Raw genomic sequence first — 25026 nt, forward strand, 5'->3', positions numbered from 1 at the left:
TCAGACGGCTGACATGGAGGGGCCCGCGGAAGGCGGCAGGAGCGGCCCGCACTCCCACTGCTGGAAGATCAGCCGGGTCTCGACCCGGGCCACCTCGCGGCGGGAGGTGAACTCGTCCAGGACGAGTCGTTGCAGGTCGGTGGGGTCCGCCACGGCCACGTGCACCAGGTAGTCGTCGGGCCCGGTGAGGTGGAACAGCGCCCGGGACTCCGGCAGGGCCCGGATCCGGTCGACGAACGGACCGATCAGTTCCCTTCGGTGCGGGCGGACCTGGACGAGGAGGAGCGCTTCGAGCCCCCGGCCGAGTTTGGCCGGATCCAGACGTAGTTGGTGACCGAGGATCACGCCCGTGCGCCGCAGCCGGGCCACCCGGTCCAGACAGGTGGAGGGAGCGACGCCGACTTCGGCGGCGAGCTCGCGGTAGGTGGTCCGGGCGTCGTTCTGCAGGAGGCGAAGAATGTGCAGATCGACCGGGTCCAGTACGACGGAATCGGTCATCGCCCGAACGTAGCACGGTGTTTTCCTGCTACTTGCCGGTATCCGTTCACAGTGCCGCCATGGACGCCATGGATCTCGGCCCCTCGGTCACCCCGAGGGCCCTTGCCACCGAAGCCGTGCACGCGGGCCGCGAGGATCTCGCCGACCTCGGGCTGCACGCCCCGCCGATCGACCTGTCCACCACCTACCCCTCGTACGACGCCCGGGCCGAGGCCGCCCGGATCGACGAGTTCGCCACCACCGGCGCCCGGCTCGACGGCCCGCCCGTCTACGCCCGGCTCGACAACCCGACCGTCGCCCGCTTCGAGGATGCCCTCGCCCGCCTGGAGGGCACCGACGCGGCCGTCGCCTTCGCCAGCGGCATGGCGGCCCTGACCGCCGTCCTGCTCGCCCGGGCGAGCCAGGGCCTGCGCCACGTCGTCGCGGTCCGCCCGCTGTACGGCTGCAGCGACCACCTCCTGGACGCCGGTCTGCTCGGCACCGAGGTCACCTGGACCGACCCGGCCGGCATCGCGGAGGCGATCCGGCCCGACACCGGCCTGGTCATGGTCGAGTCGCCCGCCAACCCGACCCTCGCCGAGGCCGACGTCCGGGCCCTCGCCCACTCCTGCGGCTCCGTGCCGCTCCTGGTCGACAACACCTTCGCCACTCCCGTCCTCCAGCGTCCGGTCGAGCAGGGCGCCCGGATCGTGCTGCACAGCGCCACCAAGTACCTCGGCGGCCACGGTGACGTCATGGGCGGGGTCGTCGCCTGCGACGAGGAGTTCGCGCGGATCCTCCGGCAGGTCCGCTTCGCCACCGGCGGGGTGCTCCACCCGCTCGCCGGCTACCTGCTGCTCCGGGGCCTCTCCACCCTGCCGGTACGGGTGCGGGCGGCCTCCACGACGGCCGCCGAACTCGTCCGGCGGCTCGCCACCGACCCCCGGATCGCCCGCGTCCACTACCCGCGGATCGGCGGCGCGATGATCGCCTTCGAGGTGTACGGGGAGCCGCACGACGTGATCGCCGGAGTACGGCTGATCACCCCGGCGGTCAGTCTCGGCAGCGTCGACACCCTCATCCAGCACCCGGCCTCCATCAGCCACCGGATCGTGGCCGAGGGCGACCGGCGCTCGGCGGGCGTCAGCGACCGCCTGCTGCGGATGTCGGTCGGTCTGGAGGACGTCGAGGACCTCTGGCGGGACCTGACGCGGGCGCTCAGCGCTCCGCCGGCCGGGTCCCTCCGTGCTGCTGCGTCCGGGCGCCCGGGCGCGGTGCCGGGGCCAGCCGGGCGGTGATCACCAGGGTGCCCTCCTCGATCTGGTAGTCGAGGGGCAGGTTGAGCGCCCGCATCGCGGCCACCATCCCCGTGTTGGACGACTGGGTCACGGCGTACACGCTGTCGCAGCCGGCCTCCTCGGCCATCGCCACGAGCCGGCCGAGGAGCTCGGAGCCGATGCCGCGCCGCTGCCAGTCGTCCTCGACCATCAGCGCGACCTCCGTCTCGTCCCCGTCCCACAGCAGGTGGCCCAGGGCGACGAGGCGGCCGGACGCGGTCTGCACGGCGAGGGTGCGCCCGAAGCGGGGGCTGAGCAGGTGGTCGAGGTAGCGGTCGGCGTCGCCGACCGGACCGTGGTAGCGCAGGCCCAGGGTGCGGGCCGAGCAGCGGTCGTGCATGGCCCGCGCGGCGGCCAGGTCGCGCTGGTCGGCGCGGCGGACGGAGATCGCGTTGCCCTCGGGCAGGGTCAGCACGTCCCGGCCGCGCGGGAGGCGCGGGCCCAGCCGGGCGTCGAGCTCGACCAGGGCGCGCGCCCGGGCGAACTCGGTCGGGGTGAAGGGGAGGTAGGGGCGCTCGACGACGAGCGTGCCGCCGTTCGGGTCGCGCAGCCGCATCACGGTCTCCTCCAGGACCCCTTCGACCGGGGCCTGTTCGCCGGTGGGACGCCCGGTGAGGGAGACGGCCGGCACGGAGTGGAGGGTGCAGCGGCCGAGGAGCTGGCGCAGCGCGAGCGGCAGTTCGGCCGCGTCGAGCGCCGTACGGGTGGCGAGCCCGAGGACCCGGGTGGGCGTGTCCACCAGGTCGTGGGCGTCGGCCCGCTCGGTCCAGGTGTCCCGGCCGCCGGCCGCCGCGATCTCCCGGGCCAGGGCCCGGGAGGAGAGGTCGGCGGGGGCGCGCAGCAGGAACTCGTCGACCGTGCCGTCCGCCAGCGGGTGGGTCTGGAGGGTGAGGATGTCCACGTCCAGGCGGGCGAGGACCGTGCACAGGGCGGCGAGGCTGCCCGGGGTGTCCGCGACGGTGGTGCGCATCCGCCACAGCGAGGTCCCGGCCGCCCGGCCGGACTCCCCGTCCGGACCGGGCCCCTGCGCCGTCGCGGGCTCCGGCCGCGCGGCGGGGACGACGGCCGGACGTCCGCCGGGACCGCCGGCGGGCGGGGCATGGCTGGCATGACTGCGCCTCCGCGCCCACCAGGTGTGGAAGGTGGCGGTGGCGACCAGCGCGACCGCCGAGAACACCAGCAGGTAGGGGCCCTCCGGGCCCTTGGCGATGGTCTTGGCGATCGTGTCGGCCACCACCACGGCGGTGAACAGCGCGGCCAGCTCGATCAGGTCGTGCCGCCAGTGGTGCGGATGGCGGGCGCTCTTCGAGGACGTCACATCGGTCATGACTTCACTGTGACCCAGTGGTGTTGCGTGATCACGAACGCTTTGTGACTGACGGGTTAAGCGCCCATCTGGCGGCTTAACGGCCGATTCAGGCCGTTTCTGCCAGAGGCTGATCGGCCCCCTGACGGAGTGCGTTCAGCAGCCGCTTGGCCTGGACCACCAGCTGTGAGGAACCCCGCGCCGAGGCCATCGCGTCGAGTCCGGCGACCTCCCCCCGGGCCCCGCACCGCTCCACGCAGTCGGCCGCGACCGCGAGCAGCTCGCCGAGCCCCCGCACCGGCTTCTCCGCGCCGAGCAGCTCCGGCAGCATCGCCTCCAGGACCGCCCAGACCGTCCCGTACGCCCCCGTGGCGGACGCCGTACGGACCGCGTCCGTCAGCCGGTTCGGCTTGAGCGACCCCTCCGCCACCAGCCACGCCAGCTCCGCTCCGAGCGCCCGGGCGTTCAGCTCGCCCCGCGAGGCCAGGACGAGCAGCGCGTCCACCGCGCGCAGCCGGTCGTCGGAGTCGAGGCAGCCGAGACCGAACGCCAGGGCCAGGTGCACCGCACGGCCGACCGGCCCCCCGGCCTCGGCCAGCGCGGTCAGCGGCTCGGTCGTCCCGCGCTGGTCCCCGTCGACGGAGGGCGCCATGGCCGGAAGCAGACAGGCCGCCAGGACCTCGCGGTCCGCCGGGAGCACCGACGCCCACTGCGCCCGGTCCCCGATCCAGTGGTGGCAGCGGTGGGGAGTCGCCCGCACGGCGCCGCCCAGCCAGTGGAAGGCGGGCGGGAACTCCTCCCGCACCACGGCGCGCTCGCCGAACTCGACCACGGTCCGGTCGACCAGCCACCACTTCCCCGAGAACTGCTTGGCACCCCGGGGGAAGAACCGCACCGTCGCCCCCAACGCGTCCTCGTCCCGCAGCCAGGCGGCGAGCCGCAGACCGGCCGGAGTGCCGAGCGCCGCCGCCTCCCCGGCCGCCCGCCCCGCCGACGGGTCGTCCCGCAGGACCCGGACCAGGGCCTGGGCGAGATCCACCGGGGCGGGCTCCACGCCCGCGTCCCGGTAGGCCCGCAGCCGCTCCACGAGGACCGCCGGATCGATCCCGCCGGTGCGCAGGGTCGGCGCGGCGAGCAGGAACGGCAGCCCGTCCGTGCCCATCAGGGCGGCGGCCTCCCACAGTCGCGCTTCGAGGACGCCCGCCAGGCCCTCGTGGGAACAGGAGTCCCGGCCGGGCACCTTCGCCCGGTGGACGTCGATCACCGACCGCCTCACGAAACCGAGCAGCGCCGCGAGCACCACGTGGATGCCGTGGGGGTGGTGCGTGAAGTGGTGGGGCGTCTCCCAGGTCCCCCTCGGGAACGCCTCCCGCACGGCCTCCACCACCGCCGCCCGGTCCTGGTGCGCGTGCCGCACCAGACCGTCGAGCGCCCGCTCGAACGCCACGGGGTCCTCCATGAGCCCCTTCGCCACCAGCTCCTCCACCAGCGCCCCGACCGTGGCCGCCGCGGGCGCCACCGGCTCCGGCCCCGGCACCGGTGGCAGGATCTCCTCGTACGGCCCGGCGTCGGCCGCCACCAGGGCGTCCCCGAACAGCTCCACGGCCGCCCGCCGGTGCGCCGGGCCGAGCAACCCGGCCGCCTCGGCCAGCTCCGCCCGCACCTCCGCGTCCACGACCGACACGTACCTGCCCACCAGCTTGAGCGCCCGCTCCTGGACGCCGGTGTCCTCGTGCCCGAACGCCTCCGCGACGGCGGGCAGCAGCTCGCCGGCCGCGCCCCGCTCCCGCGCGAGCACCTTGCCGACCAGGGTGAGCTGGGCCCGCACCAGCTTCTTCTCGGTGCGGAAGAGCACCGCGCCCGTCATCTCGGCCAGCGCCCCGGCCGGCAGCGCCCCCTCCAGGGCGAGCCCCGCCAGGACCTCCTGCGCGTACCCGGCGACCGGCGACGGGGCGTCGGCCGCCATCCCGATCCAGTCCGGGACCCGCTCCCGCAGCTCCTCCCCGGTCGGGGCGAGGAGCCGCAGCACCTCCAGCGGGAACCGCAGGTCCCGCGCCCGCCCGCCGCGCAGCAGCCGGGACGCGCACAGGTCCACCACCCCGGCCCGGTCGAGCACCCCCTCCGCGACGAGCGTCGTGACCGCCGTGGGCCAGTGCGTCGGCGCCTCCGGACCGACCGACCAGGTCATCCGGTCGGGGGTCTCGCCCATCGACAGCGCGTGCGCCACCAGGACCGGGGTCTGCGGGTCCGCGCGCAGCCGCTCCAGGAGCCGCCCGTCGGTGACCTTCCGCGTCCAGCCCAGGACGTAGCCGTCGGTCGCCGGGACCGGACAGCCGGAGCGCACCACGAGCCCGCGGACCAGTTCGTAGGCGCTCTCCGCGACGTTCCGCCGCCTGGCGAGCCGGCCCGCCACGTCCGCCAGCCAGGCCGGGTCCCGGTCGGCGAGCACCGCCAGGACCGGGGTCGCGTCCTTGAGGTCCCAGCCCAGCATGTCGCTGCCGGCGAGCCAGGTCGCGGCCGCCGCCGCGCCCGTGTGGCACCCGGCCCCCGCCACGTACAGGCCGCGCCGGATCCGGGCCGCCTCGTCCCCCCGTTTCCAGTCCCAGGACCGGACCTCGGCGCGCAGCGCCTTCAGCCTCCCGAGGGCCTCCTTGCGCGCGGCGGCGTCCAGCGGCTCCAGGAGCTTCGGCACCTGCCGGGCCTGCCCGGCGCGCACCGCGTCGAGCAGCCGCCCGACCGCCGCGCCGCGTCCGGTCGCACCCCGCGCACCGCCCTCCGCCGACACCGCCGCACCGCTCTCCGTGTCGTTCTCCGTACCGATTCCCACGCCTGCCCCCATTGTCTTCCGTCCCGCCCCTTCGACCCGTGCCCTGATCCCGGCCACCGCTCCGGTCGCCCACTCCCCGATGCCGGTCACGGCGCGGCCCCGGCCGCGACCACCGCGCCCCGCCGGGCCATCCGCACCGCGAGCGCGTGCTTGCACGGCCCCCGGCGCCCCCGGTGGTCCGCCCACCACCGGCAGGTGCAGCTCAGGATCCCGTCCGACTCCCGCACCCGGTAGCGCCGGTCGCCCGAGGCCACCGCCGCCGACTCCCCGTCGAGCTCCACGGCTCCCTCCGCGACCAGCCGGCGCGCGCTCACCAGCCGCGGGTTGTGGCGCTCGGCGCGGTCCGCGTCGTACGGCAGCTCCCGGTGGAAGTAGGCCGCGTCCGCCACGTCGTACCCCACCCGCCCGGCCGTGCCGAGCCGGGTCAGCGCCGCCCGCACCCGGTCGGCCGTCAGGCCCGCCTGCGCCGCGAGGTCGGCCGGGTCGATGCGCGGCTCCCAGGCGAGCAGCACCGCGACCAGCTCGGCGTCCTGCGCCGCCTCCTCCGTCGCGAGCGCCTCCAGGACCCCGCCCTCGCCGGAGAAGCCCCGCGCCGGGTCGGGCGACAGCGTGAGCGTCAGCCGCATGCCCGGCAGGGTCACCTCCCAGGCGCTCGCCGCGGCCGTGCCGTCCGGCACCGGCCCGTACACCCGCAGCCCCGTCGCGTACCGCAGCACCCGCTCCAGGGCGACCAGCCGGTCCGGCCCCGGCAGGCAGACCGCGCCCGCCCCCGGCCGGGTCGTCGGCCGCAGGGTCCGGCCCGACTGCGTGATCCACAGCGGACCGCGCCCCCGGGCCTGCGCGCGCGGCAGGGACCGGAGGAACCGCACGGCCTCCGCCCCCGTCAGCTCCGCCCGCAGGTCGAACCGCGCCGAGGCGACCTGGGCCTCGGCGAACCCCCGCAACCAGCGGTCCGGCAGCGGCACCTTCTTCTCCACGACCGCGCCCGCGAGGGTGCTCACCGCCATCTCGTCGGGGCCGACCCGCAGGTGCAGCGGATCGTCCCCCGTCATCCGCGACAGCGCCTCGCGCAGCGGATCGTTGACGTCGACGTTGGTGGTGCCGTGCCCCGTCTCCGCGCCGCCCAGGCCCTCGTCGAGCACGTCCAGGCGCGCGTACACCCCGCCGCAGCCGGAGAAGGACTCGAACCGCAGCCGGTCCCCGTTCCCCGTCACCACCGGATCCAGCGAACCCGGACGCATCCGCTGGTGGTAGCGGGCCGCGGCCACGTCGGCGACCGCGAGCAGACCGCGGGCGGCGACCTGCGGCGAGGCCAGGAATCCGGAGAAGAAGCGGGGACGGGCCTCGGCCCCGCGGGGCGTGAGGCCCCCCGCCGTCTCCAGACCGAGCAGCCGGCCGGAGCCCGTGGACTCCAGCGCGGACGGGCGTGCGTAGGCGAGTGCCTGTACGGATCGCGTCATGGAAAAACCGTAGGACCCACCACTGACAACGCCCCTCCGGAAACCCCCTCCGGAAACCCCCTCCGGAACTCCCTCAGGCCGGAAGCCTCTCGGGGCCCGGCGTCACTGCCCGACGCGTCCCGGCCGCAGCACCTTGCTGAACAGCACCTTCCCGCCCTCCGCCCGCAGGCGCACGGTCAGGTCCCCGCTGTGGCCGTCGATGTCGACCTCGCCGAAGTACGAGGGGCTCTCCATCGGCGACAGGTTCCCCCGCTCCGGAGCCCGCACGAACACCCGGTCGGGCCCGAAGGTCCCGTCCAGCGCGCTCGCCGGGAACGCCCCCGCCGCCAGCGGCCCCGTCACGAACTCCCAGAAGGGCGCGAAGTCCCCGAAGGCCGCCCGCTCCGGCGCGTAGTGCTGCGCCGAGGTGTGGTGCACGTCCGCCGTCAGCCACAGCGTGCCGGTGATCCGCCGGTGCTTGACGAACCGCAGCAGCTCCGCGATCTGGAGCTCCCGGCCCAGCGGCGCGCCCGGGTCGCCCTGCGCGATCGCCTCGAAGTCCGCGGCCCCGTCCGGCACCACCAGACCGATCGGCATGTCGGCCGCGAGCACCTTCCACACGGCCGTGGACGCGGCCAGCTCCCGCTTCAGCCAGGCCAGTTGCTCCGCGCCCAGGATGCCGGTGGTGTCGTCGGCCTGCCGGTTGGGCGAGTTGGGGTTCCGGTACGAGCGCATGTCGAGCACGAACACGTCGAGCAGCGGCCCGTACCGCACCACCCGGTGCACCCGCCCCCCGTGCCCGCCCGGCACGTGGAGGGTGGAGACCGGCGTGTACTCGCCGAAGGCGCGCGCCGCCCGGGCGGCGAGGACGTCCACGTCCTTCTCCGCGTACCGGGGGTCGTCCAGGATCTGCCCCGGGTACCAGTTGTTCCGCACCTCGTGGTCGTCCCACTGCACGATCGACGGCACCCGCGCGTTGAACGCCCGGATGTTGTGGTCGAGGAGGTTGTACCGGAAGTTGCCCCGGTACTCGGCGAGGGTCTCGGCGACCTTCGCCTTCTCCGGCGTCGTGACGTTCCGCCAGACCCGCCCGTCCGGCAGGGTCACGCTCGGTTCGATCACCCCGTCCGCGTAGATCGCGTCCCCGCTGCACAGGAAGAAGTCCGGGTCGAGCCGGCGCATCTCGTCGTACGCGCGGAAGCCGCCGACGTCCGGGTTGATGCCCCAGCCCTGCCCCGCGACGTCCCCGGACCACAGGAAGCGGACGCCGTCGCGGCGCCGGTCCGGGGCCGTGCGGAACGTGCCGGTGACCGGCTCACCCGTACGGCGCGGGTCGTCCGGGTCCGCCAGGGTGACCCGGTAGTGGATCTGCTCGCCCGCCGGAAGGCCGCGCAGGGCCGTGGTGCCGGTGAAGTCCGTGCCCGCCCCGAGCAGCGGCCCGTGGTGGCGGCGCGCCCGCCGGAAGGACTCGGTCGCGGAGGTCTCGACGATCATGCGCGCCGGGCGGTCGGAGCGCACCCACACCAGGCCGGAGGAGGCCGTGACGTCGCCCGTCTGCACGCCCCACGCGGCCCGGGGCCGGCCGGAGAGCGCGAACGCGGGGGCCGCGAGGCCGGCGCCGCCGAGGGCGAGCGCGGCCGACGCGGCCAGCGAGCCGCGCAGGACGCTGCGCCGCGCGGGCGCGGATGCGGGGGAGGAGCCGGGCACGGGGTGGGACATGGAAGGGCCTCCGGGAGGTGGTCGATTCCGGTCGTGGTCGGTACGCCGCCCCATGCCTAACGGCCGGGAACGGCGCCCGCGCGAACCCCGCGTGAACAGATCACCCCACCGGTCCCGTTCGAACCCCGCGTGAACAGATCACCCCACCAGTTCCGTTCGGACCCCGCGTGAACAGATCACCCCGCCGTTCCCGTTCGGGCCCCGCGTGAGCGGATCACCCCACCGCCCCCGCCAGCAGCCCGATCCCCTCCGCGATCGCCGACGGCGCCAGGTGCGCGTAGCCGATGACGAGCCGTACGTCCCCGTCCGCCGGGCGGGCCGTGCCGTACTCCTCCAGGGACCGCAGCGCCACCCCCGCCCCCGCCGCCCGCGCCAGGAACCGATCCGGCGGTCCGAAGCGCGCCGGTACGCGCGCGATGACGTGCAGCCCGGCCGCGATGCCGCTCACCCCGGTGCCGGGAAGGTGCTCGGCGAGGGCGGCGAGCAGCGCGTCCCGCCGCTCCCGGTAGGCGCGCTGGCAGCGGCGCAGCTGCCGGTCGTACCCGCCCCGCGTCACGAACTCCGCGAGGACGGCCTGGTCGAGCACCGGATTGCCGAGGTCCATCGTCCGCTTCCGCTCCACGATCTCGCCGAGCAGCTCCCCGGGGACGAGCGTCCAGCCGAGCCGCAGCCCGGGCGCCAGCGACTTGCTGACCGAGCCCGCGTAGACGACCCGCTCCGGATCGAGGCCCTGGAGCGCGCCGACCGGCGCCCGGTCGTACCGGAAGTCCCCGTCGTAGTCGTCCTCCAGGACGTAGCCGTCGACCGTCCGCGCCCAGTCGAGGAGCGCGGCGCGCCGCCCGGCCGACCAGCCGATCCCAGACGGGAACTGGTGCGAGGGCGTCACGACCACGGCCCGCACCCCCGAGGCGGCGAGCGGCTCCGGACGCAGGCCCTCCCCGTCCAGCGGCAGCCACACCGTCTCCATGCCGGTGGAGGCGAAGAGCCGTCCGTGCTCGGGGCTGCCGGGATCCTCGACGCCGACCTCGCGCAGTCCCCGGGCCCGCAGCACGAACCCCAGGAGCGTCGACGCCTGCGCCACGCCCGAACAGACCACGAGCCGCTCCGGATCGGCCACCACGCCCCGGCGCCGCGCCAGCATCCCGGCCAGCACCTCGCGCAGCTCGGGAAGGCCGCGCGGGTCCGGGTAGCCGAGCGCCCGGTGGGGCAGCCGCGCCAGGACGGACCGCTGCGCCGCCGCCCACGCGCTCCTCGGGAACAGCGACAGGTCCGGGGTCCCCGGCCGGAAGTCCACCCGGACGCCCGGCTCCGGCCCCGACACCCCGGCGACCGGACCGCGGACCCCGCGCCCGTCCGCCCCGCGCCCGTCCGCCCCGGCCGTACCGCCCGCCCCGCCCCCGCTCCCGCCGGGCGCCCTCACCGCGCCGCCCACCCAGGTCCCCGCGCCCCGTTCGCCGCGCAGGTACCCCTCGGCGGTGAGCTGCTCGTAGGCCTCGGTGACCAGGCCCCGCGAGACGCCGAGGTCGGCCGCGAGCTCACGGGTGGACGGCAGCCGCGTCCCGGCCGCGAGCCGCCCCGAGCGGACCGCCTCGCGCAGCGCCTCCTGGAGCGCCCGGCCCCGCCGCCGCGCCGGCGCCCCGGCGGCCGGGAGCAGCAGCTCCCACGCGGGCTGTCCGGCGGGATCCGTCGCCCCGCCCGAAGTGGTCCCCGATGGCGTCATGGAAGTGGACCTTAACCGGGGCCGCGCGGATTCCTAGCGTCGGGACCATGAACGCGAACTCCTTGCGCGGGGTCCTGATCGTGACCCTCGCCTACGCCCTCGTCGGTGCCTCCTTCACCGCGAACAGCCTCCTCGGCGCCTATCCGTACGCGGGCGGACAGGCGCTCCGCTACGGGGCCGCCTGTCTGCTCCTGCTCCCGCTGCTCGGCCGCGGCGGGTTCGCCCCGCTCCGGCTCCTGACCGCCCGGCACGGGCTGCGGCTCGCCGCCCTCGCGGCCGTCGGAATGGTCGGCTTCAACCTCGCGGTGCTGGCCGCCGAGCGGACCGCCGAACCGGCCGTCCCCGGCGTCCTGGTGGGCTGCGCCCCGGTCGTCGTCGCCGTCCTCGTCCCGCTGGCCGAGGGCCGCAGGCCGGCCCGCGCCGTGCTGTACGGGGCGCTGCTCGTCACCGCCGGCGCGTTCACCGTGCAGGGCTGGGGGCGTACGGACGCGGCCGGGATCGGCTGGTCGCTGGCGGCGCTCGCGGGCGAGGTGGGGTTCACGGTCCTCGCCGTCCCGGTGCTGCGGATCCTCGGCCCGAAGCTGCTCACCGCCGCCGTCTGCGGGATCGGTGCGGCCGAGGCGGCGCTCCTCGGCCTGCTCGTGGACGGCACCGGCTTCGTCCGGATGCCGACGGGCGTCGAGGCGGGGGCGCTCGCGTGGCAGGCGGTCCTGGCCACGGTCGTCGGCTTCGTCCTCTTCTACATGGGCGTCCAGCGGATCGGCGTGGAACGGGCCACCCTCTTCACCGGGGCGATCCCGGTCGCCGCCGCCCTGAGCGCCGCCCTGGTCGCGGGCGCCGCCTTCGGCCTCCCGCAGGCGGTCGGCAGCCTGCTCGTGGGGGCCGGCGCCGCCCTGGGCACCGGCCTGTTCACCCGTACGAAGACGGCCTCAGCGGCTGCCGTCCAGGATCACGCGCGCGACGAGGGCCGGATCGTCGTTCATGGGCACGTGGCCGCAGCCGGGCAGCCGGACGAGGCGCGCGGCGGGCAGGGCCCGCTTGGCGCGGACGCCCTGGCGGCGCAGGAGCAGCCGGTCGCGGGTGCCCCAGGCGACGGTGACGGGGACCGCGGGGACGTCGTCGCGGAAGAGCACGGTCCGGCCCGCCGCCAGGGTCTGGTGGAAGCCGGTCGCGCCGCGCAGCGCGAGCGTCTCGGCGACGACCGCCTCGGGTGAACGCCGCGCGGGCCGGGCGTAGATGGTGCTGGTGAGGGCGGTGCGCCCGGCGGGCGTGCGGGAGAGCCGCTCGATCACCGGAACGGGCAGCGACAGGGCCGTGCCGCGCATGGCCCGCAGCGTCCCGAAGGCGTACCGCCGCTCGGCCTCCGTCCAGAAGCCGGCGGGGGAGAGGGCGGTGACCGAACGCACCAGCTCCTTCCGGCCGAGTTCCAGCGCGAGCAGCCCGCCGAGCGAGTTCCCGGCCACGTGCGGACGCTCCACGCCGAGGGCCTCGCAGAAGGCGCCGAGGACGGGGACGACGCCGGACAGGTCGTACGGGGAGCCGTCCGGCAGCCCGTCGGAGGCGCCGAAGCCGGGCAGGTCGACGGCGATCACGTCCCGCTCGGCGGCCAGGACGTCGAGGACGGGCTCCCAGGCCTGCCAGTGGTGCCCGATGCCGTGGAGGAGCAGCAGCGGCTCGCCCGAGCCCCTCCTCTCGTACGTCAGGGACGCCGTGCGGGGACCCGTGGGGGTCTCGATCGTGAACGTGCTCCGTGCGGGCATGCGGACTCCCTGTCGAGGCGCTTCTTGGACGTCCCGTCAGTAAGAATTACCGGTCGGTAGCCGGGAGTTCAAGGGCCCGCCCCGAACTGGACAGGCCGCGGGAGGTGGGCTGGGATGGACGGGTGCCCACCGACATCCCCACCGACGCCCCGACCGGCACCACCGGCCCCGCTTCCGACGGCACCACCGGTGGTATCACCGGCCCCGCCTCCGACGGCACCACCGGTGGCCCCACCGGCCCCGCCTCCGGCGGCGTTCCGGCCGACACCCTGACCGCACTCTTCGAGGAGCACCGCCCCATGCTCCTCGGCGTCGCCTACCGGATGCTCGGGCGCGCCGCCGACGCCGAGGACGTCGTCCAGGAGGCCTGGCTGCGCTGGACCGCCGAGGACCGGGCCGCCGTCCGCGAACCGCGCGCCTTCCTCGTACGGATCACCACCCGCCTCGCCATCGACCGGCTCCGGCTCGCCCACACGCGCCGCGAGACCTACGTCGGCCCCTGGCTGCCCGAGCCCGTCGTCACCGACTTCGGCCCGGCCGCCCCCGACACCGCCGAGCGCGCCCTGCTCGCCGACTCCGTCTCACTCGCCGTCCTCGTCGTCCTCGAATCCCTCTCGCCCCTGGAGCGGGCCGTCTTCGTGCTGCGCGAGGCCTTCGGCTTCCCGTACGGGGAGATCGCCACCGCCCTGGACCGCTCCGAGGCGGCCGTGCGCCAGCTCGCCGGACGCGCCCGGCGCCACGTCGACGAGGGCAGGCCGCGCTACGACGTCGACCCGGCCGAGCGCCGCGACCTCACCGAACGCTTCCTCGCGGCGGCCTCCGGCGGCGACCTCGGCGAACTCCTCGCCCTGCTCGCCCCGGACGTGCGCCTCGTCGGCGACAGCGGCGGCAAGTCCAAGGCGCCGCTGCGGGTCATCGAGACCGCGGCCAAGGTCGGCCGCTTCCTCAACGCCGTGGCCCGGGAGGCGGACTTCCTGTACGAGCACCGCCTCGTCGAGGTCAACGGCGCCCCGGCCCTGGTCTCGTTCGCCGGCGGGCGCGTCGACACGGTGATCCAGATCGAGGTCAGGGACGGACGCGTCCGGACCGTCCACATCATCCGGAACCCCGACAAGTTCCACGGTTTGAAAGGCATCTGACTTTACGTCGGAAAACGAAAGACGAGGGGTCTCCCACCGCACCGCGGCGGGAGGCCCCTCGCCCGTCAGGGGCGGGAGCGCGTCACACGCCCGCGATCGACTTGATCCAGGAGCGGTACGCCGTCACGTTGGTGTACGCCGTGGTGGTCTGGCGGTCGCTGGTGGAGGCGACGCCGACCTGGGCCCCGGCGGCCAGCATCGGGCCGCCGGAGTCGCCGCCGGCGGTGATGCCGTCGCCCCGGCGGGCGCAGATCGCGGAGCCGCCGTAGGCGTCGGTGCAGCCGCCGGTGACGGTGACGTTGGCGACCTTCAGGTAGCGGGACTGGCAGGTGGCCTCCGAGCCGCACTGGGACGTGGCGCCCCAGCCGTACACCTGGACGTTCTGGCCGACGCGCACGGTGCCCGGCTGGCCGAGCGTCGCGTAGGTCGCCGAGACGGAGCGGTCGAGGCGGACGAGGGCCAGGTCCGCGCTGTGCGTGTACGTCTGGACGCCGTTGGCCACGGTGCCGCCGCTGTACTGGTCGAGGCTGCCGATGCGGAACGAGAGCCCGCCACCGGTGACGCAGTGCTTGGCGGTGAGGATCCAGGTCGGGGCGATGATCGTGGCCGAACAGGTCTCCCGGCCGTTCGAGAGCAGCCGGGCCGCCCACGGGGCGTTCGAGGCGTAGCCGCCGCCGATGATCGGCTGCACGACCTGGACCGCCGGGGCCGCGGGCGCCGGCGCCGCCGAGGCGGTGGGGGAGAGGAGGGCGAGGACGGAGACCGCCGCGGCCGCGAGGGCGGGCACGAGCCGTGAGATGCGCAAGGTTCCTCGATTCGGTGGGCGCGCCCGGCGGGCGCGCGTGTGGGGGGCGGGCGGCCCGGAGGGGGCCGCGCGCATGCCGGAGCACCGCCGGCGGGGCGGTGATTCGGCATGGACATGACCCATGATTCCGAAGGGGAGGGCTCGCGGGGTAATAACACTTGGCCATAACACGGCGCTCTCTCCCGCGGGAGCGCGCTTCTCGGCCGCCCGGCGCCGCCGGCGCCGCACGAACCCCTGCCTCCGCCGCCCCGGAGCGGGGGTTTTCCGCTACCGGAGCCTCACAGGGGTGCGAACGTCCTGTGAACGATCTAGGTCAGAGGGCCACATTCCGGGGTTTTCGGCGGAGGATTGGTCTTGACCAAGGGGGTGGCTCGCCTTATGGTCGCAGAGTTAGTGCAGGAACCTTTAATAAACAAGGGCGCGGAAAAACGCCGCGGGACACGGCGAATTGCGGAGGATCAGGGTGGGGACCACGCAGCTGGCATCGGTGCCGGAACCGAAGTACCAGCACCTCAAGACAGTGATCGGCGAAGCGCTCGACTCGGACTTCGCCGTCGGGGAGATCCTCCCCAACGAGCGCGAGCTCGCCGCGCGCTTCGGCGTCGCCCGGGCCACGCTCCGGCAGGCCCTGGAGCAGCTGGAGCTGGAAGGGCGCCTCCAGCGGCGCCGCGGCGTCGGCACCACGGTCGCCCCGCCGCGCGTCGGCGTGGACGTCTCCACCACCCAGCACGCCTGGCCGGGCGTCGGCGACGAGGCCTGGCAGTCCCTGGACTCCGCCTCCGACGTCCCCCCGGCCGCCGTCGCGCGCGTCCTGGAGACCGGCGCCGAGGACCGGGTGCACGTCGTCCGCCGCCTCCGCATCAGCCAGGGCCAGCCGGTCGCCGCCGAACTGCTCTACGTGCCGGCCGGCTCCGTCCCCGGCCTCAGCGGCATCGACGCCCCCGCGGGCCCCGCCCGCGCCCGCGCCGTGCTCCGCGAACTCCAGCACCTCGCCCTGGACGGCCAGGACCGCTCCGTCGAACTCGGCTCCGCCCGCGCCGACGACGCCAAGGAGCTCGACCGGCTGCCGGGCGCGCCCGTCCTCGTCGTGACGACCCGCTACCTCTCCGGGGGCCGCACCGCCGCCGTCTCCGTCGCCACCTACCGCGCCGACACCTGCCGCCTCACCTTCGGCGACTCGGGCGACCTGGTCATGGCCTCGTAGCCGTACCCCGCACGCCCCTGCGGGTACCGGCCCGTCCCGGGACCGCCCCTCCGGCGGTTCAGCGGCGGGCCGTCACCGTTCCGTCGACCGCGAACAGCTGCTCCTCGACGTGGTCGAGGGCCAGGCGCAGCGCCCCCGTGCCCACCGCGGCCTCGCCCAGCAGGGACAGCACCACCCGGGGCGGTCGCAGGCAGAACCGGGCCAGCTCCTCGCGGAGCGGCTGGAGCACCCCGTCGAGACCGGCCGCCCAGCCGCCCACCACGACCAGCTCGGGGTCGATGGCCAGGACGAGGGCCGCCACGTCGTGCACGAGCCGCTGGATGAACCGCTCCACCGCCGCCTCCGCCCGCGCGTCGCCCTTCCTGGCCAGCGCGAAGACCTCCGCGACCGCCTGCTCGTCCAGCGGGTGCAGCGGCTCGTCCGTCGTCGAGAGCAGGTGCTCCGGGGTGACGCCCCGGCCGAGCAGGTGCAGGGCGCCGATCTCCCCGGCCGCCCCGCCGAAACCGCGGTGCAGCCGGCCGCCGATCAGCGAACCGGCCCCCGGGCTCAGCCCGGCCAGGACGAACACGATGTCGTCGGAGTCGGTCGCGGCACCCTTCCAGTGCTCGGCGACGGCCGCCGCGTTGGCGTCGTTCTCCACGATCACCGGGCAGCGGAAGGAGCGCCGCAGCCGCTCGCCGAGCGCGAGGCCCGTCCAGCCGGGCAGCGCCGTACCCAGGCGCACGGTCCCGTCGGCCTCCACGATGCCGGGCGTGCCCACGCCCACGGCCCGCAGATTGGACCGGGCGACCCCGGCCCTGCGCAGCACGTCCGCGACGACCGTGCGCACCCGGTCGAGCCGCTCGTCCTCGGGGGCCGTCTCCGACACCTCGCGGGACCCCGCGCCGATGATCCGTCCGTCGAGGCCGGAGAGCAGGGCGGCCACCCGGTGCGGGCCGATCTCGATGCCGAGCAGATGGCCGGCCTCCGCGCGGAAGCGGAACCTCCGCGCCGGCCGCCCCTGCCGCCTGGCCTCGCCCTCCTCGGGCGCCGACTCGACGACGAGCCCGCCTTCCATGAGGCCCTCGACGACGCCCTCGACCGTGGGCCGCGACAGACCGGTGATCCGGGTCAGATCGGTGAGCGTGGGCGCGTCGGCGCCCCGCAGCGCATGGAGTACCACCGCGGAGTTGATCCGCCGCAGCAGAGACGGATCCCCGCCGGTCAGCCGCCCCACCGTGTGTCCTCCCAGCTCGTGGCCCTTCAGCCGGATGGTACTCAATGGGCCCCGATGCGGCGAGTGCCGCCCCCGTCACGCTTGGGTGACGGCCCGTGTACGCGGTCCCGGCGGCGGTCCGGGCCTCCGGCCGCCGGAACCGGCGACGGGCGGGCGCTTCCGGGGCGGGCGGCGGCCCGCGCCACGGGGAGGATCCCGGAGGCGCGGGAAGCGGAACGGCACGTGCCGGACGGGTCGTTCGCCGTCCGGCGGAACCCGCGAGCCCCGACCGCGTACGGGACCGGCCGAGTCCCGGCCCCGTACGGCGGATCACGGCCGGACGGGCCCTACGCCTCCGTGCGCCGCTCGACGCCCGCCGCCTCGCGGAGCCGGGCGAACTCCTCGGCCATCGCCGCCGTCGACCAGTGGGCGTTGAGGCCGCTCGGGCTGGGCAGGGCCCAGATCCGGGTGGCGCCGATCGTCCGCTCCTGCGGCCCGATCACCGCCTTCGGCTCGTCGAACGCCGCGCGGTACGCCGTGACGCCGGCGATCGCGAGCCAGCGCGGGGCCAGCCGCTCCACCCGCTCGGAGAGCAGCCGCCCGCCCTCCAGGTACTCCTCGCGGGTCAGCTCGTCGGCCCGCGCGGACGGCCGCGCCACCACGTTGGTGATCCCGAGGCCGTACGTCAGGAGCTCCTCCTGCTCGTCCGGCCGCAGCTGCCGCGGCGTGAACCCCGACAGGTGCAGCACCGGCCAGAACCGGTTGCCCGGCCGGGCGAAGTGGTGGCCGGACGCCGCCGTCATCAGACCCGGGTTGATCCCGCAGAAGAGCACCGAGAGGCCGCTCGCGACCACGTCCGGAACGACGCGGTCGCGGGCGGCCTCCAGCTCCTGCCGGGTGAACCGGGGAGAGGGGGTCAGAGGATCGCCCCGGGGGTGTAGGCGGCGGCCTCCGGGTGCTGCTTCACGATCGCGTCGACGCGCGAGACCACGGCGGCGACCTGGTCGGCGGCGGCGCCCGTGAAGGACAGCTTGTCCGCCATCAGCTCGTCGAGCTGCGCCCGGTCCAGCGGGATGCGCTCGTCGGCGGCCAGCTTGTCGAGGAGCTCGTTGCGCTCGGCGCCCCGCTCGCGCATGGCGAGGGCGGAGGCCACGGCGTTCTCCTTGATGGCCTCGTGGGCGACCTCGCGGCCGACCCCGGCGCGCACCGCGCCCATGAGGACCTTGGTGGTCGCCAGGAAGGGCAGGTAGCGGTCGAGCTCGCGGGCGACGACGGCCGGGAAGGCACCGAACTCGTCGAGCACGGTGAGGAAGGTCTCCAGGAGGCCGTCCAGGGCGAAGAAGGCGTCCGGCAGCGCGACCCGGCGGACCACGGAGCAGGACACGTCGCCCTCGTTCCACTGGTCGCCGGCCAGCTCGCCGGTCATCGAGGCGTAGCCGCGCAGGATGACCATGAGGCCGTTGACGCGCTCGCAGGAGCGGGTGTTCATCTTGTGCGGCATCGCCGAGGAGCCGACCTGGCCGGGCTTGAAGCCCTCGGTGACCAGCTCGTGGCCCGCCATCAGCCGGATCGTCCTGGCGGTCGAGGACGGCGCGGCGGCGAGCTGGACGAGGGCGGTGACCACCTCGTAGTCGAGCGAGCGCGGGTAGACCTGGCCGACCGAGGTGAAGGCGTGCGCGAAGCCGAGGTGACCGGCGATCCGCTGCTCCAGGTCGGCCAGCTTGCCGGCGTCGCCGCCGAGCAGGTCCAGCATGTCCTGCGCGGTGCCGACCGGGCCCTTGATGCCGCGCAGCGGATAGCGGCCGAGCAGCTCCTCCAGGCGCGCGTACGCCACGAGCAGCTCGTCCGTCGCCGTCGCGAACCGCTTGCCGAGGGTGGTCGCCTGCGCGGCGACGTTGTGCGAGCGGCCGGCCATGACCAGCTCGGCGTACTCGGCGGAGAGCTTGCCGAGCCGGGCGAGGACGGCGACCGTGCGGTCCCGCATCAGCTCCAGGGAGAGCCGGATCTGCAGCTGCTCGACGTTCTCGGTGAGGTCGCGCGAGGTCATGCCCTTGTGGACGTGCTCGTGGCCGGCGAGGGCGTTGAACTCCTCGATGCGGGCCTTCACGTCGTGCCGGGTGACCTTCTCGCGCTCGGCGATGGAACCGAGGTCGACCTGGTCGAGGACGCGCTCGTAGTCGGCGAGGGCCTCCTCCGGAACCTCGATCCCGAGGTCCTTCTGCGCACGCAGCACGGCGAGCCACAGCTGCCGCTCCAGCTTCACCTTCTGCTCGGGGGACCAGAGGACGGCGAGCTCCGCGGAGGCGTAGCGGCCGGCCAGAACGTTGGGGATGCGGGGCTTCGCAGTCACAGCAGTCACGTGGGCAGAGTTTACCTGGCGGTTTCTGCAGGTCGGCGCCGCCGTCCGATGTGGAGCTTGCTACGAGACGCGGGTCACGGCCGCTCCGACCGGACGCTCACCGAGGGCGCGTACGGAAGCAGCTCCGGGCGCTTGGGCGCGCGGCCGTCGCCGGAGGAGCGCCCGGTCAGGCGCCGCCCGATCCAGGGACCCAGGTGCTCCTTGGCGAAGCGGGCGTCCGCGAGCCGCCGGCTCGCCCAGCGGGGGCGCGCGGTCGGCGGCATCGGGGTGCGCCAGTCCTCCTCGGGCTCCAGGCCGAGGGTCTGCCACACGGCCTCGGCGACCCGCCGGTGCCCCTCGGCCGTCAGGTGGAGCCGGTCCACGTCCCAGAGGCGGGGGTCGCCGAGCGACGGCGCCCCGTACAGGTCGACGACCAGGGCGCCGTGCCGGGCGGCGAGCGCGTCGATGTGGGCGAAGAGCTCCTCCATCCGGGGCCGGAAGCGCTCCATGACGGGGCCGTTCCGGCCGGGGCTGCGCATCAGGACGAGCTGCCCGCAGGCGGGTGTGAGGCGTTCCACTGCCTCGGTGAGGAGGTCCCTCACCCGGACCATGTCGACCTTGGGGCGGAGGGTGTCGTTGAGGCCGCCGACGAGGGTGACCACATCGGCCTCCATCGTTGCGGCCGGGCCGACTTGCTCCTCGACGATCTGTCCGATGAGCTTCCCGCGCACGGCGAGGTTCGCGTAGCGGAAGCCGGGGGAGCGGGCGGCGAGACGGCCCGCGAGGGCGTCGGCCCAGCCTCCGTAGGAGCCGTCGGGCCTCAGGTCCGACATACCCTCGGTGAAGCTGTCGCCGAGGGCGACGAAACTGTTGTACGTGGCATTGATCTCCATGGCGGAGCGATCATACCGTGCGGTATGCGAGGCGTGCCGTGGAGAACCCGGGAGGGGAAATCCGATGAGCGAAGCGCTCCTGAGCGCCCTGGCCGAGGCCCTGGCCGGACTGGTGACCGAGGTCGAGGACTCCGACGAGGACGTCCTCGACCCCGACACGGCGGTGAGATGGCTGGAGTCCACCGGCCACACCCTTCTCTCCGGGCTCACGGCGGCCGACCGGCGGACCCTCGACGGGCTGCTGCGCGCGGCCGCCCTGCGCGCGCCCGAGGGCCCCCGGCGGGACGGACTGCTCGGGGTCTCCGAGGGCTTCGGGCTCACCGGGGACCCCCACGCCGCCGCCTGCGACGCCGTCCTGGACCGCACCCGCCGCCTCGCCGCCGTCGTCCGCGACGCCGACCCCGCGGCCCCCGTCCCCGGCTGCCCCGACTGGACCCTCGCGGACCTCGCCCGGCACGTCGGCACCGTCCACCGCTGGGCCGAGCACCTCGTACGGACCCGTGCCGCCACCCGCGTCCTCGCGGAGGACGTCCCCCTGGACCCGCCGGCCGGCCCCGCCGCGTACGCCGACTGGCTCGTCGCCGGCGCCGAGCGGTTCGCCGCCACCGCGCGCGACGCCGACCCGGACGCCCCCGTCTGGTCCCCGGGCGCCGACCCGCACGTCCGCCACTACCCCCGCCACGTGCTCTTCGAGACCCTGGTCCACCTCGCCGACGCCGAACTCGCCGTCGACGGGAAGACCGGCCCCCTCGACCCCGCCACGGCCGCGGACGCCGTCGACCACTTCCTGACCGACGCCCCCTACATCGCCCGGATCGCGGAGCCGCTCTCCCGGCTCGGCCGGGACGGGACGGTCCTGCGCCTCACCGCCCGTGACGCCGGCGCCGTCTGGACCCTCGTCCTCGGCGGGGGCGGCTTCACCTGGACCCGGGGGAGCGGCGGCGCGGAGCCGACCGCCGTCGTCGAGGCGGACGCCGGGGAGCTGCTGCTCCTCCTGCACCGCCGGTACGGCGCCGACGACCCGTGTTTCACCCACACCGGCGACCGGGGCCTCCTGGACGACTGGCTGGCCGCCACCGCGCTCTGACCGAAGCCCGAAGGGCCCCGGGACGATTCCCGGGACCCTTCGTCTTCCTCTCGCGCGGCCGTTACGGCGCCGCCGGGCGTCCCACCAGTTCGCGCAGCACGTCCTCCATCGCCACGAGACCGGCCGGCCGGTCGTTCTCGTCGAGCACCGCCGCCAGGTGCGTCCGGCTGCGACGCATCGCGGTCAGGACGTCGTCCAGCGGCGTGTCCGCCCGCACCCGGGCGATCGGCCGCAGCGACGACACCGGGAACGGCAGGTCGCGCGGGACGATGTCCAGGGCGTCCTTGACGTGCAGATAGCCCAGGATGTGCCGCTCGAGGTCGACCACGGGGAAGCGGGAGAACCCGGTCCGCGCCGACAGCGCCTCCAGCTCCTCGGGGGTGGTGCCGACCGGGGTGGACACCACCTTGTCCGCCGGCATCACCACGTCCCGCACGGGACGGCGGCCCAGCTCCAGGGCGTCGTGCAGCCGCTCGGCGGCCCGGTCGTCCAGGAGTCCGGCGTCACCGGCGTCGGTGACCATGCGGGCCAGCTCGTCGTCCGAGAAGGTCGCGGACACCTCGTCCTTGACCTCCACCCGCAACAGCTTGAGCAGGGCGTTCGCGAAGGCGTTGATCGCGAAGATCACCGGCCGCAGCGTCCGGGCGAGCGCCACCAGGGGCGGCCCGAGCAGCAGCGCGGAGCGCGTCGGCTCGGCGAGCGCGATGTTCTTCGGCACCATCTCGCCGAGCAGCATGTGCAGGTACGTCGCGACCGACAGGGCGATCACGAACGAGATCGGGTGCACCAGGCCGTGCGGGACGCCGACCGCGTCGAAGACCGGTTCGAGCAGGTGCGCGATGGCCGGCTCGGCGACGATGCCCAGGACCAGGGTGCAGAGCGTGATGCCGAGCTGGGCCGCCGCGAGCATCGCGGAGACGTGCTCCAGGCCCCAGACCACACTGCGCGCCCGCTTGTCCCCGGCCTCGGCCAGGGGCTCGATCTGGCTGCGGCGGACCGAGATCAGGGCGAACTCGGCGCCGACGAAGAAGGCGTTGACGACCAGGGTGAGCAGGCCGATCAGCAACTGGATCGCGATCATCGGCCGGCCTCCCCGGTCTCGTCCCCGGTGTCGTGCGCGGGCGCGTGCAGCAGCACGCGGGCCGCGCGCCGGCCCGAGGCGTCCACGACGTCGAGCCGCCAGCCGGCGAGCTCCACGCCGTCGCCGACGGCCGGGATGCGGCCCAGCTCGTGGGCGACGAAGCCCGCGAGCGTCTCGTACGGGCCGTCCGGCACCCGCAGGCCGATCGTGCCGACCTGGTCGGTGCGGGCCGCCCCGTCGGCGGACCACAGCGCGCGCCCGTCCGCGTCCTCGCCGGCCCGTGCCAGGTCCGGCGTCTCGTGCGGGTCGTGCTCGTCGCGGACCTCGCCGACGACCTCCTCGACGATGTCCTCCAGGGTGACGACCCCGGCCGTACCGCCGTACTCGTCGATGACGACCGCCATCGTCTGCTTCCCGGACAGCCGGTCGAGCAGCCTGTCCACGGTCAGCGTCTCGGGGACGAGCAGCGGTTCGCGCATCATCTCCCCGATCGGGCGGCGGTACCGCTCGGCGGCCGGTATGGCGAGGACGTCCTTGATGTGGGCGATGCCGACGACTGCGTCCAGGCTGCTCCGGTAGACGGGGAAGCGGGACAGGCCGGTCGCGCGGGTCGCGTTCGCCACGTCCTCGGCGGTGGCCTGCACCTCCAGGGCGGTGACCTGCACGCGGGGCGTCATCACGTTCTCGGCGGTCAGCTCCGCCAGGTTCAGGGTGCGGACGAACAGCTCGGCCGTGTCCGCCTCCAGGGCCCCCTCCTTCGCGGAGTGCCGGGCGAGGGCCACCAGCTCCTGTGGGGAGCGCGCGGAGGCCAGCTCCTCGGTCGGCTCCATGCCGAGCCGGCGCAGGATCCGGTTCGCGGTGTTGTTGAGGTGGCTGATCAGCGGCTTGAAGGCGGCCGTGAACACGCGCTGCGGGGTGGCCACCACCTTCGCCACGGCGAGCGGCGAGGAGATGGCCCAGTTCTTGGGGACCAGCTCGCCGACCACCATCAGGACCACGGTCGACAGGGCGGTGCCCAGGACCAGGGCCACCGAGGAGGCGACCGGGGAGGAGAGGCCGAGGGCCTCGACCGGGCCCTTGATCAGCGCGGCGATCGACGGCTCGGCCAGCATGCCGACCACCAGGTTGGTGACGGTGATGCCGAGCTGGGCGCCGGAGAGCTGGAACGTCAGCGACCTGACGGCCTTGAGCGCGCCCGCCGCGCCGCGCTCGCCGCGCTTCGCGGCGGCTTCGAGCTGGCCGCGCTCGACCGTGGTCAGCGAGAACTCGGCCGCGACGAAGGCGCCGCACGCGAGGGAGAGCAGGAGCGCGAGGAGGAGCAGGAGCACTTCGGTCATCGGTTCACCTCCGTCCCATGATCACGCGGCGGGAGGAGGACCGCTCGGCGTCGGCGGCGGGAGCCGCGGCTTTCGAGTCTTTCGGAACCAGTGCTACTGGGGGGCTCGCCCATGGGCGGACGCTCACACCTTTCGGTCGTCGGGATGAGAGACCATGGTAAAGGACAGGCAAAGTGTGCGTGTCGATCACCCCTTGTGCTCTTTATCGCGCGAGCGGCTTCACCCAGCGGCGCCAGTGGTCCTCGCGCTGATACCCGGCAGCCGCCCAGAGCATCCGTCCCGTCTCGTTCGCCTCCAGGACCATGGCGTCCGCACGCCGCCCGCCGAGCGCGGCGAACCGCTCCTCGGCCGCCCGCAGGAGCGCGGTGGAGATCCCCCGGCGCCGGTACGGGGGCAGGACGGCGAGCCGGTAGAGCGAGGCGCGCCAGCCGTCCCAGCCGGCGATCACGGACCCCACGATCCGGCCGTCGGCCACCGCGAGGAGCAGGGCCTCCGGGTCGCGCTCGACGAGCCGGGCGACCCCCGGCACGTCGTCCGAGACGGACGTCCCCTTGGCGGACTCCCGCCAGAAGGCCAGGACGGCCTCGGCCTCGTCGACGGTGGCGGCACGTATCTGCAGATCGATCACGGCCGGATCCCATCACGGGGGCCGCCGGCCGTGCCAGGAGGTTCCGGAGAGCGGGACGGCGGCGCCTCACCGCCTCGCCGTGCCCAGGACACAGGGGGAGGACGGCAGCCGCGGCCCGCCTTCCGGGACGTCGAAGGAGCGGTACGGGCCGAGGACGAACCCGGCCTCCTCGATCTCCGCCAGCGGGGCGCGGGAGGTGTGGCAGCCGCCGAAGAGCAGCGGCCACACCGTGCGGTCGAGACCCCGCTGCACCCGCGCGAGCCCGGGCGTGTCCGCCGCCCCGTGCTCGAAGAAGCGCAGCTCGCCGCCGGGACGCAGGACGCGGCGCAGCTCCGCGAGGGCCGCCGGCACGTCCCGTACCGTGCACAGGACCAGGGAGACCACCGCCGCGTCGAAGGCGCCGTCCGGCACGGGCAGCGCCTCGGCCGTCCCCGGCACCACGGTCGCCGGAACGACGGCCCGCCGCGCGGCCTTTCCGGCCAGTTCGCGCAGCCGGCCCTCCGGCTCGACGGCCACGACCCGCGTGACCCCGACCGGGTAGTGCGGGAAGTTCAGCCCGTTCCCGGCCCCGACCTCGACGACCCGGCCGCCGAGCCCGGCGAGCAGCTCGGCCCGGAGCGCCCCGATCCCGCCCCGCGTCTCGGCGGAGACGCTGAACCGGGCGTAGAAGCGGGCGAAGAGGGGGTGGTGCACCCGGGGCGGACCTCCGGGCTCCGGCCGCGAAGACGTCATCG

The 25026-nt window shown here is 75.1% G+C and carries 20 protein-coding genes and 1 pseudogene; 5 read left to right on the plus strand and 16 right to left on the minus strand.

Annotation, left to right across the window (positions count from 1 at the left end):
• Complete coding sequence (locus ACIP5O_RS11540; protein WP_356545016.1) at positions 1–498, minus strand: Lrp/AsnC family transcriptional regulator; 498 nt, start codon at positions 496–498, stop codon at positions 1–3.
• Between the two features lie 59 nt (positions 499–557).
• Between ACIP5O_RS11540 and ACIP5O_RS11545 the strand changes: the two genes are divergently transcribed.
• A complete protein-coding gene (locus ACIP5O_RS11545) occupies positions 558–1775 on the plus strand; it encodes a trans-sulfuration enzyme family protein (RefSeq protein WP_401291493.1) in 1218 nt (405 codons plus the stop codon).
• On the opposite strand, the gene ACIP5O_RS11550 is transcribed toward ACIP5O_RS11545, so the two are convergent.
• The 5 genes from ACIP5O_RS11550 to ACIP5O_RS11570 all read right to left on the minus strand — a co-directional run bounded on the left by ACIP5O_RS11550 (position 1696) and on the right by ACIP5O_RS11570 (position 10825).
• Entirely contained in the window at positions 1696–3141 is a 1446-nt protein-coding gene (locus tag ACIP5O_RS11550; RefSeq protein WP_401291496.1) for a GNAT family N-acetyltransferase, read from the minus strand. The two genes, ACIP5O_RS11545 and ACIP5O_RS11550, sit on opposite strands and share 80 nt — an antisense overlap.
• A gap of 88 nt (positions 3142–3229) precedes the next feature.
• Entirely contained in the window at positions 3230–5947 is a 2718-nt protein-coding gene (locus ACIP5O_RS11555) for a DUF6493 family protein (RefSeq protein WP_401291499.1), read from the minus strand.
• A gap of 86 nt (positions 5948–6033) precedes the next feature.
• Positions 6034–7407, minus strand: a complete 1374-nt coding sequence (locus ACIP5O_RS11560) for an SWIM zinc finger family protein (protein ID WP_401291501.1) — start codon at positions 7405–7407, stop codon at positions 6034–6036.
• A 102-nt stretch (positions 7408–7509) separates the two neighbouring features.
• Entirely contained in the window at positions 7510–9105 is a 1596-nt protein-coding gene (locus tag ACIP5O_RS11565; RefSeq protein ID WP_401291504.1) for an alkaline phosphatase D family protein, read from the minus strand.
• 214 nt (positions 9106–9319) lie between these two features.
• Positions 9320–10825 (minus strand): PLP-dependent aminotransferase family protein, encoded by a 1506-nt coding sequence (locus ACIP5O_RS11570; protein ID WP_401291506.1) that lies wholly within the window; start codon positions 10823–10825, stop codon positions 9320–9322.
• A 284-nt stretch (positions 10826–11109) separates the two neighbouring features.
• Here ACIP5O_RS11570 and ACIP5O_RS11575 point away from each other — a divergent pair.
• Positions 11110–11709 (plus strand): annotated as a pseudogene (locus ACIP5O_RS11575) (EamA family transporter); the annotation flags it as partial.
• A gap of 45 nt (positions 11710–11754) precedes the next feature.
• Here the strand turns inward: ACIP5O_RS11575 and ACIP5O_RS11580 are convergent.
• On the minus strand, positions 11755–12585 hold the full coding sequence (locus ACIP5O_RS11580) for an alpha/beta fold hydrolase (protein WP_401291509.1): 831 nt from the start codon (positions 12583–12585) through the stop codon (positions 11755–11757).
• A gap of 269 nt (positions 12586–12854) precedes the next feature.
• Here ACIP5O_RS11580 and sigJ point away from each other — a divergent pair, with 269 nt between their 5' ends.
• Complete coding sequence (gene sigJ, locus ACIP5O_RS11585; protein WP_401291952.1) at positions 12855–13724, plus strand: RNA polymerase sigma factor SigJ; 870 nt, start codon at positions 12855–12857, stop codon at positions 13722–13724.
• 82 nt (positions 13725–13806) lie between these two features.
• On the opposite strand, the gene ACIP5O_RS11590 is transcribed toward sigJ, so the two are convergent.
• The gene (locus ACIP5O_RS11590; protein WP_401291512.1) at positions 13807–14529 is read right to left on the minus strand and encodes a S1 family peptidase; all 723 of its coding nucleotides are present in this window, start codon (positions 14527–14529) and stop codon (positions 13807–13809) included.
• 463 nt (positions 14530–14992) lie between these two features.
• Between ACIP5O_RS11590 and ACIP5O_RS11595 the strand changes: the two genes are divergently transcribed.
• Positions 14993–15733: a GntR family transcriptional regulator gene (locus ACIP5O_RS11595; protein ID WP_401291515.1), complete on the plus strand. Its 741-nt coding sequence runs from the start codon at positions 14993–14995 to the stop codon at positions 15731–15733.
• 58 nt (positions 15734–15791) lie between these two features.
• On the opposite strand, the gene ACIP5O_RS11600 is transcribed toward ACIP5O_RS11595, so the two are convergent.
• The 4 genes from ACIP5O_RS11600 to ACIP5O_RS11615 all read right to left on the minus strand — a co-directional run bounded on the left by ACIP5O_RS11600 (position 15792) and on the right by ACIP5O_RS11615 (position 20159).
• Positions 15792–16949: an ROK family transcriptional regulator gene (locus ACIP5O_RS11600; RefSeq protein WP_125662371.1), complete on the minus strand. Its 1158-nt coding sequence runs from the start codon at positions 16947–16949 to the stop codon at positions 15792–15794.
• Between the two features lie 326 nt (positions 16950–17275).
• Positions 17276–17782, minus strand: a complete 507-nt coding sequence (mug, locus tag ACIP5O_RS11605) for a G/U mismatch-specific DNA glycosylase (protein ID WP_401291518.1) — start codon at positions 17780–17782, stop codon at positions 17276–17278.
• A gap of 62 nt (positions 17783–17844) precedes the next feature.
• Positions 17845–19287, minus strand: coding sequence for an adenylosuccinate lyase (purB, locus tag ACIP5O_RS11610; protein ID WP_401291521.1), 1443 nt, complete (start codon positions 19285–19287; stop codon positions 17845–17847).
• Between the two features lie 74 nt (positions 19288–19361).
• Complete coding sequence (locus tag ACIP5O_RS11615) at positions 19362–20159, minus strand: SGNH/GDSL hydrolase family protein (protein ID WP_401291524.1); 798 nt, start codon at positions 20157–20159, stop codon at positions 19362–19364.
• 64 nt (positions 20160–20223) lie between these two features.
• Between ACIP5O_RS11615 and ACIP5O_RS11620 the strand changes: the two genes are divergently transcribed.
• Positions 20224–21246, plus strand: coding sequence for a maleylpyruvate isomerase N-terminal domain-containing protein (locus tag ACIP5O_RS11620; protein WP_401291527.1), 1023 nt, complete (start codon positions 20224–20226; stop codon positions 21244–21246).
• Positions 21247–21307: 61 nt separating this feature from the next.
• Here the strand turns inward: ACIP5O_RS11620 and ACIP5O_RS11625 are convergent, their stop codons facing one another.
• From ACIP5O_RS11625 to ACIP5O_RS11640, 4 genes are all read right to left on the minus strand, one after another.
• Positions 21308–22327, minus strand: coding sequence for a hemolysin family protein (locus ACIP5O_RS11625; protein ID WP_401291530.1), 1020 nt, complete (start codon positions 22325–22327; stop codon positions 21308–21310).
• On the minus strand, positions 22324–23664 hold the full coding sequence (locus ACIP5O_RS11630; protein WP_401291533.1) for a hemolysin family protein: 1341 nt from the start codon (positions 23662–23664) through the stop codon (positions 22324–22326). Before ACIP5O_RS11630 ends, ACIP5O_RS11625 begins: the two co-directional genes overlap by 4 nt.
• 202 nt (positions 23665–23866) lie before the next feature.
• On the minus strand, positions 23867–24292 hold the full coding sequence (locus ACIP5O_RS11635; protein ID WP_401291536.1) for a GNAT family N-acetyltransferase: 426 nt from the start codon (positions 24290–24292) through the stop codon (positions 23867–23869).
• A gap of 66 nt (positions 24293–24358) precedes the next feature.
• Positions 24359–25024, minus strand: a complete 666-nt coding sequence (locus tag ACIP5O_RS11640) for a class I SAM-dependent methyltransferase (protein ID WP_401291539.1) — start codon at positions 25022–25024, stop codon at positions 24359–24361.
• Positions 25025–25026: the final 2 nt, after the last annotated feature.

The sequence above is a fragment of the Streptomyces sp. NPDC088915 genome (genome assembly GCF_044749825.1).
In the GTDB taxonomy this organism is placed as follows: domain Bacteria; phylum Actinomycetota; class Actinomycetes; order Streptomycetales; family Streptomycetaceae; genus Streptomyces.